The sequence below is a fragment of the Sphingopyxis sp. FD7 genome, from assembly GCF_003609835.1.
Classification (GTDB): Bacteria; Pseudomonadota; Alphaproteobacteria; order Sphingomonadales; family Sphingomonadaceae; genus Sphingopyxis.
Genome location: NZ_AP017898.1, coordinates 900,215 through 913,502 on the forward strand (window position 1 = coordinate 900,215; position 13,288 = coordinate 913,502).

Genomic DNA, 13,288 nt, shown 5'->3' on the forward strand with positions numbered 1-13,288 from the left:
TCCCGAAAAGTCAAGGTGGCGTCCAAAATTGCGGCGGATGGATGCGGGATCGGCGCGGCGATTTTGCTGGGTGTGCGATGATGAAGTTGATGCGGGGGCCGGGAATTATTTTGGCGGGAGGCCGCGATAAAGGCGGATTATTTGGGACTTTATCTTTCGGGCAAATATCCGTGCCCCGGTGAAAGCCGGGGTCCAGGGGCGCGGTGCGCAACGCGCGGCTTTTGCCCGCCCTGGGCCCCGGCTTTCGCCGGGGTACGGGTGGCACTGGCATCGAGCGAGGCCGGGGTGGCCGCGAGGGAAAGGTGGCCGCAAGCGCAGACGAGCGCTGCGCGCTCGGCCCCTCCGTCAGCCGCTTTGCGGCTGCCACCTCCCCATGGCTTCGCCACAGGGAGGATTGGTCAGGCGCCGTTGGCGGCGCTGAGGATCGCGCGGACGCTGGCCGTCGCGACGTCGGTGTCGAGGCCGCAGCCGAACAGGCTCTTCCCGTCGGCGGTGCGGCATTCGACGTAAGCGGCCGCCTGAACATTGCTGCCCTGGCCGATCGCGTGCTCGCTGTAATCGACGATGTCCATGACCGGGCCGCCCGATTCGGCGAGCGCGGCGATGACGCTCGACATCAGGCCGTTGCCGCGGCCGCTGACGCTGCGTTCCTGGCCGTCGATGCGGAGGACTCCAGCAAAGATGCGACTGGCCGTGGGTGCCCCTCCACCACTTCGTGGCCCCCCTCCCCGTTCCGGGGAGGAATGGCTTTCGGACCAGTCGACGAGCTGGAAGCGTTTGGCGTCGGTGGTCAGATAGGCGCGCTCGAAGGCGTGCCAGATGTCCTCGGCGCCGAGTTCGCGGCTCGTTTCGTCTGCCAATGCCTGTACGATGTGGCTGAAGCTCGCCTGCATTTTCTTGGGCAGTTTCAGCCCCTTGTCCTGTTCGAGCACCCAGGCGACGCCGCCCTTGCCCGACTGGCTGTTGACGCGGATCACCGCTTCATAGCTGCGCCCCAGGTCGGCGGGGTCGATGGGGAGATAAGGGACTTCCCAGCGTTCGTCATTCTGGCGCTCGCGCGCGGCGAAGCCCTTTTTGATCGCGTCCTGATGGCTGCCCGAAAAGGCGGTGTAGACGAGCGCGCCGCCATAGGGGTGGCGCGGGTGGACGGGGAGCTGGTTGCAATATTCGACCGTCGCGATGACCTCGTCGATATTCGAGAAGTCGAGGCCGGGGTCGACCCCCTGCGTGTACATGTTGAGCGCGATGGTGACGAGGCAGGTGTTGCCGGTGCGCTCGCCATTGCCGAACAGGCAGCCCTCGACGCGGTCGGCGCCCGCAAGCAGGCCGAGTTCGGCCGCCGCGACGCCGGTGCCGCGGTCGTTGTGGGTGTGCAGCGAGATGATCGCGCGGTCGCGGTTCGGCAGGTTCTTGGCGAAATACTCGATCTGGTCGGCGTAGATGTTGGGCGTCGCCGCCTCGACCGTCGCGGGGAGGTTGAGGATTATCGGGTTGTCGGGGGTGGGGGCGAGGATGCCCATCACCGCTTCGCACACCTCGATGCTGAAATCGAGCTCGGTGGTCGAGAAGCATTCGGGGCTGTACTGGAAACGCCAGTCGGTGCCGGGGAGGCGCGCGGCATTGTCGCGCAGCTGCTTCGCGCCGTCGATGGCGATCGCCTTGATGTCGGCCTTGTCCATGCCGAAGACGATCTTGCGCCACGCCGGTGCGAGCGCATTATAGACGTGGACGATCGCGGCGCGGGCGCCCGCGAGGCTGTCGAAGCTGGTGCGGATGAGGTCGGCGCGGCTTTGCGTCAGCACCTGCGGCGTGACATCGTCGGGGATGCGGCCCGAGCGGACGAGGCCCTGGATATAGTCGAAATCGGTCGCGCCGCTGGCGGGAAAGCCGACCTCGATCTCCTTGAACCCGGCCTTCACCAGCAGGTCGAAGAAGCGCGTTTTTTTCTCGGCATCCATCGGGTCGATCAACGACTGGTTGCCGTCGCGCAGGTCGGTCGACAGCCAGATGGGGGCGCGGGTGATCGTGCGCGCGGGCCATTCGCGGTGGGCGAGCGGAACCTGCGGAAAGGCGCTATATTTGACCGAGGGGTCAGGGAGCATGGTCATGGGATGAAAACTTCTTCTTCGGGTGGTTGCGTCAGTGTCGATCGGACCCTTGAGCGGGTGGCCGCGACAGCTGCGCAGCCAGTGTCACGCCCAAGGGCGTGTAAGTCGCAGAAGAAGAAGAGCGGCGGTGCGCATCGGCGCCCTAGTGATGCAAAATGTCGTGCTTGGCAAGGGGGGAGTGCGAAAATTGCGTGGGTGGCCACCCTTTCGTCATCCCGGGCTTGACCCGGGATCCCGCTTCTTGAGGCTCGCGCTGCTTTCGACATCAAGCGGGACCCCGGATCAAGTCCGGGGTGACGAGCAGAAGGATCTTACCCCGTCACCCACTCGACCTTCGGGTCATTGAAATCCACCACGTCGGCCAGCTCGCGGACATTGGGATAACCATAGCCGACGAGGTTGATGAAGGTCTGGATGTTGAGCGCGAGCGCGGCGGCTTTGACCGGCACCGGGCTTTGATCGTTCGAGAAATTATTGTTGCAATAGATAAGGATCGGACGGTTCGTGTCGGGGCCGATCACCGCGGCGAGGCTGTCGGCGGTGAAATCGGTGAGCGGCAGGTTGACGGCGCCCTTGATATGGCCGCGCGCAAAGGCATCCTTCGAGCGCGCGTCGAGCAGCAGCGCGCCGGGCCGCGCCGCCTCGGCCTTGAAGGCGTCGAAGGCGAGCAGGCGCGCTGCGCGCTGCGGCGCGACGCGGGCGGCGAGCGCCTCGAACGCGGGATAGTCGATCTGGGGGTTCGCCTGCGCGAAGGCGGGCGTGGCGATGGTGAGGGCGAGGGCGAGAAGCAGCGGGCGCATGATGATCCTCCCTTGAGTGGCGGGACGCTACGCCGCGCATGCTGGCCCTGCGATGAACCGGAAAAATGCCGCCGGGCCGCGCGGGAGGCGAGCGGCCCGGCGCAGTGCAGGGGAGCATTGCGGGAGGTCAGGCGGCTTCGCTGGCGTCCTCGTCTTCGTCCCAGGGCTCGAACAGCTCATCCTCGATCATATTGTCGACGGCGTGAACGCGCACGCCGATGCACCAGTCGGCGAGCGGGCCTTCCCATGCAGCCTCGACCTCGGTGAGCGCCTCGGCGGCGTCCGTGGGGCGGTCGCCGACAAGGTCGAAATCCTGCACGCCGTCCTCGGGCGGGGTGATATAGACATGGGGGTCCAGCCGGACGTTGCTCCAGCCCGCGGTGGGGGCAAGCCCTTCGGCCTCGACGGTCAGCTGCGGATTTTCCTCGTCACCCGCGATCCAGGCGGTGACCTCGACGATCTCGCGTATCAGTTCGCTCATCACGCGCGCTCCTTGTGCGAAAAGGGGCGGGGCCGCGTGGGCCCCATCCCTTCATAGGCGGCACGTGTGACAGATTGAGGTGCGCGCGTTACTGTTTCTCGAAAGCCGCGTGGATTTCGAGTTCGACCTCGTCGCTGACCATCGGGATGCCATAGGTAATGCCGAAATCGCTGCGGCGAATCGTGCCTTCGGCCTTGAATCCGACGGTCGCCTTCTTGTTGTACGGATTGGTGCCGGCACCGTGGAAATCGACGTCGAGCGTGACGGGTCTGGTCACGCCGTTCAGCGTCAGATTGCCCGTAACCCTGGCCTCATCGCCGTCGGCGTCGACGACAACGCTGGTTGAAACAAACCGGGCGTCGGCGGGGGACGCGCCGAAAAAGTCAGGCTTGCCGCCATCCTTGCCCGCGCGCAGCAGGTGATCGGTGAGCCCACTGCTCGCGGTCGTCACCTTGGCGACGGGGATCATCACATCGACCTTGGCGGCGGCGGGGTTGGCCGGGTCGATCACCAGCGTCCCGGTCACGTCGCCGAACAGGCCCGTGTATCGGCTGAAGCCGAAATGATCGACTTCCCAGACGACCATCGTGTGGCCGGGATCGGCGACGTAGGTGCCGGCGGCGACGCGCGCCTTGTCGGGAGTGCCGGGAAGGGCCGGTGCATTCTGTGCGACGACGACGGGCACGGCGACAACGGCAAGGGCGAGAGCGGCGAAGGGGGCGATACGGCGCATGAAAACCTCCTGCTGTGGGGGAGGGCATAGCTAGGCGAACGCGCCGCCCGCCGTCAACAAGGGCTGGTGAAACGCTGCATTTCCATCAGCGTGTCGATGTGCGGCGCGCCTCGAACCATTGGCGGAGCGCCAGCGCGGCGCAGCCGGTGAAGCCATAGCTGCCGACGGGCGAGCAGCTGTCGGGGCGGGTCTGGCGGGCGATATTGTCATAACCCTCGACCGCCGACGCCCAGCTGCCGCCACCCGCCGGTGCGTCGTCCTTGAGCTCCTCGCGCAGTTCCCTTGGCACGCGGTAACGGTCGGCTTCGGGACGCTGCGCGCAAACGATGATCTCGTCGCCCTGCGGTTCGGGGCAGGGGTCGTCGCCGAAGGTGTAGAGCACCGAGGTGCGCTGCGGCGGCTCGCCCGATTGCGCGAGCCTCTCGCCGTCCTGCGCCAGCGCGGGCGCCGCGGCCAGCGCAAGCAGGGAAAGGAGGAGGGCGGCGGTTCTGGTCATCATTATCGCATTCCCCTGGCCCCGCTGCCCCGCGCACATCATGGGCGGCGAAGATGAACCTGAGCCGAACCGGCGGCGCAACCGGCTGGTTTTGCGATACAATGGGACGAGCGGGGCGCACGGGCGACGGCGCTGGAGCCCGGCGGGCGGCCCTGATTTCCTCGGATCGTCAGGGTTCGATGCCGGCCCGGTAGGTCGGCGCCACCCTCATCCTGCTCGCCTGCTCATAGGCATGGCCCGCGGCCAGCACGTCGGCGTCGCTCCATTGGGGACCGATCAGCGACAGTCCGACCGGCAGCCCCTCGATCGTGCCCATCGGGACGGTCAGATGCGGATAGCCGGCGACGGCGGGAAGCTGACTCGCGCTGGGGCCGCTGTAGTGATCGCCGTTGACGAGGTCGCTCGTCCACGCGGGGCCGTTGGTCACGCCGACGAGCAGGTCGACGCGATGCGCCTTCATCAGCCGGTCGATGCCGTCGGCGCCGGCGAGCCGCGCGGCCCTGGCCTTTGCCTCCCGATAGGCTTCGCTGTCCAGGTCGCCCTTGCTTTCGGCCAACTCGAACAGCGACTGGTCGAACCAGCGCAATTCCTGGGGATGCGCCTTGTTGAAGGCGATGAGGTCGGCGAGGGTCCGTGGCCCGCCGGTGCCGGGCAGGCTGGCGAGATAGGCGGCCATGTCGGCCTTGAGCTCGGTCATCAGCACCTCGAACTCGGCCTCGCCCAGCGATTCCAGCCCCGTGCGGCTGTCGGCGATCTCGACGATCGTTGCGCCTGCGGTCGCCATCACGCGCAGGGCCGCGTCGAAAAGGGCGGCGATGTCGGCGCGGTCGCCGATGCGGTCGCGCAGGACGCCGATGCGCTTGCCTCGAAGCGCGTCCGCCGACAGCGCGGCCGCATAATCGACCTTGCGCGCATCGGCTTCGGCGGTCGCCGGATCGGCGGGGTCGCTGCCCGCGATCACGCCGAGCAGCACCGCGGCGTCGCGCACGGTCAGCGCCATCGGACCCGGGGTGTCCTGGCTGTGGCTGATCGGCACGATATGGGTGCGGCTGACCAGCCCGAGCGTGGGCTTGAATCCGACGACCCCGTTCACCCCGGCGGGACAGGTGATCGAGCCGTCGGTTTCGGTGCCGATCGCGAGCGGCGCAAGGCTTGCCGCGACCGCCGCGCCGCTACCCGACGAGGAGCCGCAGCTGTTGCGGTCGAGCGCATGGGGGTTGCGTGTCAGCCCGCCAACCGCGCTCCAACCGCTCGTCGAATCGTTCGACCGGATATTGGCCCATTCGCTGAGGTTCGCCTTGCCGAGAATCACCGCGCCGGCGGCGCGCAGCCGCGCAACGATCGGCGCGTCGCGGTCGGTTACATTATCCTTCAGCGCCAGCGACCCGGCGGTCGTCGGCAGCGGCCCGGCGGCCTCGATATTGTCCTTCAGCAGCACCGGAATCCCGTGGAGCGGGCCGCGCGCCGACCCCGCCTCGCGCTCCCGGTCGCGTCGGTACGCCTGAACCGTCGCATCGGGAAAGGTCGCGATCACCGCGTTCAAGACCGGGCCATTGTCGTCGATCCGGCGAATGCGGTCGAGGTAGGCGGCGGTGATAATGTCGCTGCTGATCCGCCCTGCCTCCATCTCGGCCTGCAACGTCGCCGCATCCTTGCCCTCCATGTCGGGAAGCGGCGGCGGCATCGCCGCGGCGGCGAACGGGAACAGCAAGGCGAGCGCGGCCAGGAAATTTTTTTGCATGGGAGGAAGGCTGGCAGCCGTAGCGGCAATTGCAAGCGGCAATTTTCATCGCGTCGCAGCGGCATTGACAGGGGCAGGCGCCCCCTGCACCTTTTTTGCCTTCGGGAGAGAATGATGAACGAAAAAGCTGCGCTTGCCGTGGGGGCTGGGTCGCCCGCCGCCGACAGTGCCGCCGCGAGCACGCGGACGATGCTGTGGATCCTGCTGATCGTCTATATCTTCAATTTCCTCGACCGGCAGATCGTCAATATCCTCGCCGAACCGATCAAGGCCGACCTCGGCCTCTCCGACACCGAGCTGGGGCTGCTCGCGGGCCCCGCCTTTGCGGTTTTCTATGCGCTGCTCGGCATTCCGATCGCGCGCTATGCCGACAAGGACGGGACCAACCGCGTCCGGCTGATCGCCGCCGCGCTCGCCATCTGGTCGGCGATGACCGCGGTGTGCGGTCTAGCGCAGAACTTTGTGCAGCTGCTCTTTGCGCGCATCGGCGTCGGCGTCGGCGAGGCGGGCTGCACCCCCGCCGCGCACTCGCTCATCACCGACAGCGTGCCGGCGGAGAAGCGCTCGTCAGCCATCGCCTTTTACGGCATGGGCGTGCCGATCGGTTCGCTGCTCGGGCTCATCATCGGCGGCATCGTCAACGACCTCTACGGCTGGCGCATCGCGCTGATGCTCGTCGGCGCGCCGGGCCTGCTCCTCGCGCTGATCGTGCTGCTGGTGATGCGCGAACCTCGGCACCGCCGCACTGCCGAGGCTGCGGCGACTGCCGCGGCGATGACGCAGCTTTCGACCCGCGAGGCGATGAAGGAAATCTTCGCCTCGCGCGCTTTCGTCTACATTCTGATCGCCGCCTCGGTCACCGCCTTCCTCGGCTATGGCAAGGCGCTGTGGACGATCAGCTATTTCATCCGCAGCCACGGCCTCTCGACGACCGAGGCGGGGTTGTCGATGGCGGTCGTGCTCGGCCTCGCCGGGGTGTTCGGCACCTGGCTCGGCGGCAAGATGGCCGATATGTTCGGCAAGCGCGACAGGAAGCATATCCTGACTTTCCCCGCCTATGGCATGGCGGTGGCCGCGCCGATCCTGTTCCTTGGCTATTATATGGAAAACTGGCTGATCGCGGTCGCGCTGCTCATCGTGCCGACGATCCTCAATTCGGCCTATTACGGTCCCGCCTATGGCTGTGTGCAGGGGCTGGTGCGCCCGCAGGCGCGCGCGGTCGCGGCGTCGATCATGCTTTTCGGCCAGAATCTGATCGGGCTGGGCTTCGGCCCCTTCCTCTTCGGGGTGTTGTCCGACCTGCTCGCGCCCGCCTATGGGCAGGAAAGCGTGCGCTATGTCCTCTATGGCGCGGCGTGGCTCGGGCTGATCCCTGCCTTTTTCTTCTGGCGCGCCAGCCTGCGGCTGAAGGCCGAGCTGAAGTCGGGGTAGGCGTTTATCGTCATTGCGAGCGGAGCGAAGCAATCTCCAGCCATCGGACTTGCGCAAAGCCGACAGCTGGAGATCGCCGCGTCGCCTTCGGCTCCTCGCGATGGCGAAGCCTAATAGGGCGGCGCTTGCCTGGCACGCTGCGTCTTCGCCGCGTCGATCCACCAATTGAGGTCGTCGGCGAAGCGCGGGAACGCCTTTTCCAGCCGCGCGCCGTCCTCGCCCGCGGGTTTTCCCTCGCCGTCGAAGGCATGGCCGATCCGCCCGACCGTCAGGATCGACGAGATCACCGCCATCCCCATTTCGCCCAATATGTCGCGCCATCCCATCATCGCGCGCACGCCCGCAAAGGGACCGGCCGAATAACAGGCGATCGCCGCGGGGCGCCAGAACCATTCCTCGAGGAAATGGTCGGTCAGATTCTTCAGTCCCGGCTGCGGCCCCCAATTATATTCGCCGGTGACGAAGACGAAGCCGTCGGCGGCGACAATCTTCTCCGCCAGTGCCGCCATCGCGGGCGGCGCCTCGCCCTTCGGATATTCCTTGTACATGCGGTCGAGCATGGGGAGGCCGATCGCCCTGGCGTCGATCAGTTCGGCACGGTCGCCGCGCGCGCCGATCGCATCGACCAGCCAGTTCGCCAGCTTGATGCCCTGCCGGTCGCGGCGGTAGCTGCCATAAAGGACGAGGATCGAGCGGGCCATGTGCCGCTCAGTCGCTGAACGGATCGCGGATCAGGATCGTGTCCTCGCGCTCGGGGCTGGTCGACACCAGCGCGATCGGCGTTTCAATGAGTTCCTGCACGCGCTGGATATATTTGATCGCCTGCGCGGGCAGGTCGGCATAGCTGCGCGCGCCCGCGGTCGATTCGCTCCACCCGTCCATTTCCTCATAGATCGGCTCGACCGCCGCCTGATCGGCGGCGTGCGCGGGGAAATAGTCGAGGATCTTGCCGCGCAGCCGGTATCCGGTGCAGATGCGGACCTTGTCGAAGCCGTCGAGCACGTCGAGCTTGGTCAGCGCGATGCCGGTGACGCCCGACACCGCGCAGCTCTGCCGCACCAGCACCGCGTCGAACCAGCCGCAGCGGCGCTTGCGCCCGGTGACGGTGCCGAACTCGTGCCCGCGCTCGCCCAAACGCTGGCCGACCTCGTCCTCCAGCTCGGTGGGGAAGGGGCCGCTGCCGACGCGCGTGGTATAGGCCTTGGCGATGCCGAGCACGAAGCCGACCGCGCCGGGGCCGAGGCCCGATCCCGACGCCGCGGTGCCGCTCACCGTGTTCGAGCTGGTGACAAAGGGATAGGTGCCATGGTCGATGTCGAGCAGCACGCCCTGCGCGCCCTCGAACAGGATGCGCGCACCGGCCTTGCGGACCTTTTTCAGCCGCTTCCACACCGGCTGCGCATATTCGAGCACATAGTCGGCGATTTCGCGCAGGTCGGCGAGCAATTGTTCGCGGTCGATCGGGGGCTGGCCGAAACCGGCGCGCAACGCGTCGTGGTGCGCGGTGAGGCGGTCGATCTGGGGTTCGAGATGGTCGAGATGCGCAAGGTCGCAGACGCGGATCGCGCGGCGCCCGACCTTGTCCTCATAGGCGGGGCCGATACCGCGCCCGGTGGTGCCGATCTTGCCCGCGCCCGCCGCGGTTTCGCGCAAGGCGTCAAGGTCGCGGTGAAAGGGCAGGATCAGCGCGCAATTGTCGGCGATCGCGAAATTGTCGGCGTTGATCTCGACCCCCTGGCCGCGCAGCTTGGCGATCTCGTCCCTGAGCGCCCAGGGATCGAGCACGACGCCATTGCCGATGATCGACAGCGTGCCGGTGACGATGCCGGAGGGCAGCAGCGACAGCTTGTACACCTGATCGCCGACGACGAGCGTATGGCCGGCGTTGTGACCGCCCTGGAACCGGACCACGGCGTCGGCGCGGCTCGCGAGCCAGTCGACGATCTTGCCCTTGCCCTCGTCGCCCCATTGCGACCCGATGACGGTAACATTTGCCATGATGCTGTCCTGCTGGATGCGGCCCTTTCGGCCCGGCGCGGCCTTAGCGGATTTGGCCGGAGAGGCAAGCGCGGAGCGGGATGATTTTGCGACAATTGGGCGTCACGCATTCGCGCGGACATGGTTCGATTTCTCATATCCCCATGAAGGCGCGAACCCGTCTCCGCTCGGCTCCATATGGCGGCGACGCGAGATGGCGCCCTGCCTTCGCAGGGGCATGGCAGAGGAGAAGCGGCGATGAAAAGACGGATTGGTGCGGGTGTTGTGATCGTGGCGGCCTTCGCGGCGGCCAGCGTGCTGGCGCCCGCCCCCTTTGCCGACGCGCGCGAGACCCTGCGCGAGCGGCTGCGCGACCGGATGGCCGAGCGGATGGGCGCCGACGAGGGGCCGAAGGCGCCGGGCGGCGAAACGATTTCCTACGGAAACAACGCGCTGCAAACCCTTGATGTTTGGCGCGCGAAAGGCGCGGAGGGACCGGCGCCGCTGATCGTCTTTGTCCATGGCGGCGGGTGGAAACGCGGCGACAAGGACAATGCGACGGGGCGTTTCAAGGCCGTGCATTATCCGGGGCAGGGCTATGCCTTTGCCTCGATCAACTATCGCCTCGTGCCCGCCGCGACGGTCGAGCAGCAGGCCGCCGATGTCGCGGGCGCGGTCAGGGCGCTGATCGACCGCGCGGGAAGCCTTGGCATCGACCGGCGGCGCATCGTGCTGATGGGGCACAGCGCGGGCGCGCATCTGGTCGCGCTCGTCGGCACCGATCCGCGCTATCTGCGCGGCGCGGGGCTGTCCTTCGCCGACATTGCCGGAGTGATCCCGATCGACGGCGCTGCCTATGACGTCGCGGCGCAGATGCAGGATGGGCCGCCGATCATGCAGAAAACCTATGCCCAGGCGTTCGGCGCCGACCCTGTGCGGCAGAAAGCCTTGTCACCGACGCAGCAGGCCGCTGCGCCCAATGCGCGCGAGTTCCTGCTGCTCTATGTTCAGCGCGCCGACGGGGTGCGGCAGGCAAAGGCGCTCGGCGCCGCGCTCGAACGGGGCGGCAGCCGCGTCGAGCATGGCAGCTTTCCCGGCGAGGGGCTGAAAGGCCATGCGGAGATCAATCGCAGCCTCGGCGATCCGGCCTATGCGCCGACGGGGTTCGTCGATGACTGGTTGAGGCGGGTGTTCGCGCGATAGGGGCGGCAAGGGCGATTATGGAGACGCGCCGTCAAAACTCGTCATGCTGAACTTGTTTCAGCATCCATGGCCTGATCTCTGATCCAGCGCCGCATCGAAGGAAACGCCGGGCCATGGACCCTGAAACAAGTTCAGGGTGACGGTGATGGAGATCGAGGCTCTTGGTTCAACCCCCGCCCTCAACCCGCCGTAACCTCCAGCCCGCGCCGCACGCCCGGCCGCGCCAGTCCGGCGTCCAGCCAGCGCTGGACGTGCGCGAAACGCTCAAACCCGACGATGTCGGCGGCGCCGTAAAAGCCGATCAGATTGCGCACCCAGCCGAGCAGCGAAATATCGGCGATGCTGTAATCGTCGCCCATCACCCAGGGCCGCGCCGCGAGCCGGTCGTCGAGCACGCCGAGCAGCCGCGCCGATTCGGCGGCGTAGCGATCGCGCGGCCGCTTGTCCGCATAGTCCCGCCCCGCGAACTTATGGAAAAAGCCGAGCTGGCCGAACATCGGGCCGACGCCGCCCATCTGCCACATCACCCACTGAATCGTTTCGTAGCGCGTCGCCGGATCGGGCGAGAGAAATTGCCCGCTCTTGTCGGCGAGATAGATCAGGATCGCGCCCGATTCGAACAGCGCGAGCGGCTTGCCACCCGGTCCCTGCGGGTCATAGATCGCCGGAATCTTGCCATTGGGGTTGAGCGCGAGGAAGGCGGGGTCATGGCTTTCATTCGCCATGATGTCGATGCGGTGCGGCTCATAGGCAAGGCCGCTTTCCTCCAGCATGATCCCCACCTTCACCCCGTTGGGCGTCGGCGCGGAGAAAAGCTGGAGCCGGTCGGGATATTGGGCGGGCCAGCGTGTGAAGACGGGATGGTTCATGCTCATGCGCCCTGCTCGCGTTTCGCCTGCCGGTGGTGGCGGATCACTTCGTCGATGATGAAGCGCAGGAACTTCTCGCTGAACTCGGGGTCGAGGTCGGCGTCGCGCGCGAGCGCGCGCAGCCGTTCGATCTGCCGCTCCTCGCGGCCGGGGTCGGCGGGGGGCAGGCCTTCGCGCGCCTTCAGCTCGCCGACCGCCTTGGTCACCTTGAAGCGCTCGGCGAGCATATAGACGAGCGCCGCGTCGATATTGTCGATGCTCTGGCGGTAACGGCTCAGCTGGTCGTCCATGCGCGGGGCTCCTCTGTTGCGGGGCACGCTTGGCACCGGCGAGGGGGCGGTGGCAAGCCGAAAGTCGTTGCAAAATTGCGGTCGCGCCGCCAAGGGTCGCGGCGATATGACTGCCGAAATCCATCAGCTTCACGGGGCTGTGCCGCCCTCGCTCGACCCGATGATGGCGCTCGTCGCCGCCGATATGAACGAGGTGAATGCCGTCATCCTCGACCGGATGCAGTCCGAAGTGCCGCTGATCCCCGAACTCGCGGGGCATCTGATCGCGGGTGGCGGCAAACGGATGCGGCCGATGCTGACCTTGGCGTGCGGGCGCCTGCTCGACTATCCGGGGCGCCGCCATTGCAAGCTGGCGGCGGCGGTCGAGTTCATCCACACCGCGACCCTGCTCCACGACGATGTCGTCGACAAATCGGACCTGCGCCGCGGCCGCAAGACCGCGAACGTCATCTGGGGCAACAGTGCGTCGGTGCTCGTCGGCGATTTCCTGTTCAGCCGCGCCTTCGAGGTGATGGTCGAGGACGGCTCGCTGAAGGTGCTGAAAATCCTCAGTCGCGCCTCGGCGGTGATCGCCGAGGGCGAGGTCAGCCAGCTGTCGGCGCAGCGGCGCATCGAAACGAGCGAGGACCAGTATCTCGCGATCATCAACGCCAAGACCGCCGAACTGTTCGCCGCGGCGTGCAAGATCGCCGCGGTCGTCGCCGAACGCGACGAAGCGACCGAAGCCGCGCTCGACGCCTATGGCCGAAATCTGGGCATCGCCTTCCAGCTCGTCGACGACGCCATCGACTATGTCTCCGACACTCAGACAATGGGCAAAGGCGTCGGCGACGATTTCCGCGACGGCAAGGTCACATTGCCGGTCATCCTCGCCTATGCGCGCGGGTCGGCGGCGGAGCGCGACTTCTGGAAGCAGGCGATCACCGGGCACAAGACGTCGGACGAGGACCTCGCCCACGCCACCGGCCTGTTGCGCAAGCATGACGCCATCGCCGACACGCTGGCGCGCGCGCGCCACTATGGCCAGCGGGCGGTCGATGCGATCGGCGGTTTTCGCGCCAGCCAGGCGAAAGCGGCGCTGACCGAAGCGGTCGCCTTCGCGGTCGCGCGGGCGTATTGAGACAGCTTTTCCATCGTCACCATATCGGGAACGACGAAT

Annotated in this window: 13 protein-coding genes; 3 read left to right on the forward strand and 10 right to left on the reverse strand. The window is 66.9% G+C overall.

What is annotated here, in order from left to right; all coding sequences use genetic code 11:
* Positions 1–398: 398 nt before the first annotated feature.
* The 6 genes from leuA to SPYCA_RS04200 all read right to left on the reverse strand — a co-directional run bounded on the left by leuA (position 399) and on the right by SPYCA_RS04200 (position 6,359).
* Positions 399–2,108 carry a 2-isopropylmalate synthase gene (leuA, locus tag SPYCA_RS04175; RefSeq protein ID WP_120219059.1) on the reverse strand — a complete coding sequence of 570 codons (1,710 nt, stop codon included), beginning with the start codon at positions 2,106–2,108 and terminating at the stop codon, positions 399–401.
* 311 nt (positions 2,109–2,419) lie between these two features.
* Positions 2,420–2,908: a rhodanese-like domain-containing protein gene (locus SPYCA_RS04180; RefSeq protein ID WP_120219060.1), complete on the reverse strand. Its 489-nt coding sequence runs from the start codon at positions 2,906–2,908 to the stop codon at positions 2,420–2,422.
* 127 nt (positions 2,909–3,035) lie between these two features.
* Positions 3,036–3,389, reverse strand: a complete 354-nt coding sequence (locus tag SPYCA_RS04185; protein WP_120219061.1) for a hypothetical protein — start codon at positions 3,387–3,389, stop codon at positions 3,036–3,038.
* An 88-nt stretch (positions 3,390–3,477) separates the two neighbouring features.
* Positions 3,478–4,122, reverse strand: a complete 645-nt coding sequence (locus tag SPYCA_RS04190) for a YceI family protein (protein WP_120219062.1) — start codon at positions 4,120–4,122, stop codon at positions 3,478–3,480.
* Positions 4,123–4,207: 85 nt separating this feature from the next.
* Positions 4,208–4,621 (reverse strand): hypothetical protein, encoded by a 414-nt coding sequence (locus tag SPYCA_RS04195; protein WP_232003515.1) that lies wholly within the window; start codon positions 4,619–4,621, stop codon positions 4,208–4,210.
* A 166-nt stretch (positions 4,622–4,787) separates the two neighbouring features.
* Positions 4,788–6,359, reverse strand: a complete 1,572-nt coding sequence (locus SPYCA_RS04200; protein WP_120219063.1) for an amidase — start codon at positions 6,357–6,359, stop codon at positions 4,788–4,790.
* A 114-nt stretch (positions 6,360–6,473) separates the two neighbouring features.
* Between SPYCA_RS04200 and SPYCA_RS04205 the strand changes: the two genes are divergently transcribed.
* Complete coding sequence (locus tag SPYCA_RS04205) at positions 6,474–7,790, forward strand: spinster family MFS transporter (RefSeq protein WP_120222143.1); 1,317 nt, start codon at positions 6,474–6,476, stop codon at positions 7,788–7,790.
* Between the two features lie 110 nt (positions 7,791–7,900).
* Here SPYCA_RS04205 and SPYCA_RS04210 read toward each other — a convergent pair whose 3' ends face one another.
* Positions 7,901–8,491: an NADPH-dependent FMN reductase gene (locus tag SPYCA_RS04210; RefSeq protein WP_120219064.1), complete on the reverse strand. Its 591-nt coding sequence runs from the start codon at positions 8,489–8,491 to the stop codon at positions 7,901–7,903.
* A gap of 7 nt (positions 8,492–8,498) precedes the next feature.
* On the reverse strand, positions 8,499–9,788 hold the full coding sequence (locus SPYCA_RS04215; protein WP_120219065.1) for an adenylosuccinate synthase: 1,290 nt from the start codon (positions 9,786–9,788) through the stop codon (positions 8,499–8,501).
* Positions 9,789–10,145: 357 nt separating this feature from the next.
* Here SPYCA_RS04215 and SPYCA_RS04220 point away from each other — a divergent pair, with 357 nt between their 5' ends.
* Complete coding sequence (locus SPYCA_RS04220; protein ID WP_232003635.1) at positions 10,146–10,970, forward strand: alpha/beta hydrolase; 825 nt, start codon at positions 10,146–10,148, stop codon at positions 10,968–10,970.
* A gap of 179 nt (positions 10,971–11,149) precedes the next feature.
* Here the strand turns inward: SPYCA_RS04220 and SPYCA_RS04225 are convergent, their stop codons facing one another.
* Positions 11,150–11,845, reverse strand: coding sequence for a glutathione S-transferase N-terminal domain-containing protein (locus SPYCA_RS04225; protein WP_120219067.1), 696 nt, complete (start codon positions 11,843–11,845; stop codon positions 11,150–11,152).
* Positions 11,842–12,129 (reverse strand): chorismate mutase, encoded by a 288-nt coding sequence (locus tag SPYCA_RS04230; protein ID WP_120219068.1) that lies wholly within the window; start codon positions 12,127–12,129, stop codon positions 11,842–11,844. The genes SPYCA_RS04225 and SPYCA_RS04230 overlap by 4 nt, the downstream gene beginning before the upstream one ends.
* 106 nt (positions 12,130–12,235) lie before the next feature.
* Here SPYCA_RS04230 and SPYCA_RS04235 point away from each other — a divergent pair, with 106 nt between their 5' ends.
* A complete protein-coding gene (locus SPYCA_RS04235) occupies positions 12,236–13,249 on the forward strand; it encodes a polyprenyl synthetase family protein (RefSeq protein WP_120219069.1) in 1,014 nt (337 codons plus the stop codon).
* Positions 13,250–13,288: the final 39 nt, after the last annotated feature.

Coding starts and splice junctions, on each gene's coding strand:
- leuA (WP_120219059.1), bottom strand. CDS start 2,108: ATGACCATGCTCCCTGACCCCTCGGTCAAATATAGCGCCTTTCCGCAG.
- SPYCA_RS04180 (WP_120219060.1), bottom strand. CDS start 2,908: ATGCGCCCGCTGCTTCTCGCCCTCGCCCTCACCATCGCCACGCCCGCC.
- SPYCA_RS04185 (WP_120219061.1), bottom strand. CDS start 3,389: ATGAGCGAACTGATACGCGAGATCGTCGAGGTCACCGCCTGGATCGCG.
- SPYCA_RS04190 (WP_120219062.1), bottom strand. CDS start 4,122: ATGCGCCGTATCGCCCCCTTCGCCGCTCTCGCCCTTGCCGTTGTCGCC.
- SPYCA_RS04195 (WP_232003515.1), bottom strand. CDS start 4,621: ATGATGACCAGAACCGCCGCCCTCCTCCTTTCCCTGCTTGCGCTGGCC.
- SPYCA_RS04200 (WP_120219063.1), bottom strand. CDS start 6,359: ATGCAAAAAAATTTCCTGGCCGCGCTCGCCTTGCTGTTCCCGTTCGCC.
- SPYCA_RS04205 (WP_120222143.1), top strand. CDS start 6,474: ATGAACGAAAAAGCTGCGCTTGCCGTGGGGGCTGGGTCGCCCGCCGCC.
- SPYCA_RS04210 (WP_120219064.1), bottom strand. CDS start 8,491: ATGGCCCGCTCGATCCTCGTCCTTTATGGCAGCTACCGCCGCGACCGG.
- SPYCA_RS04215 (WP_120219065.1), bottom strand. CDS start 9,788: ATGGCAAATGTTACCGTCATCGGGTCGCAATGGGGCGACGAGGGCAAG.
- SPYCA_RS04220 (WP_232003635.1), top strand. CDS start 10,146: ATGGCCGAGCGGATGGGCGCCGACGAGGGGCCGAAGGCGCCGGGCGGC.
- SPYCA_RS04225 (WP_120219067.1), bottom strand. CDS start 11,845: ATGAGCATGAACCATCCCGTCTTCACACGCTGGCCCGCCCAATATCCC.
- SPYCA_RS04230 (WP_120219068.1), bottom strand. CDS start 12,129: ATGGACGACCAGCTGAGCCGTTACCGCCAGAGCATCGACAATATCGAC.
- SPYCA_RS04235 (WP_120219069.1), top strand. CDS start 12,236: ATGACTGCCGAAATCCATCAGCTTCACGGGGCTGTGCCGCCCTCGCTC.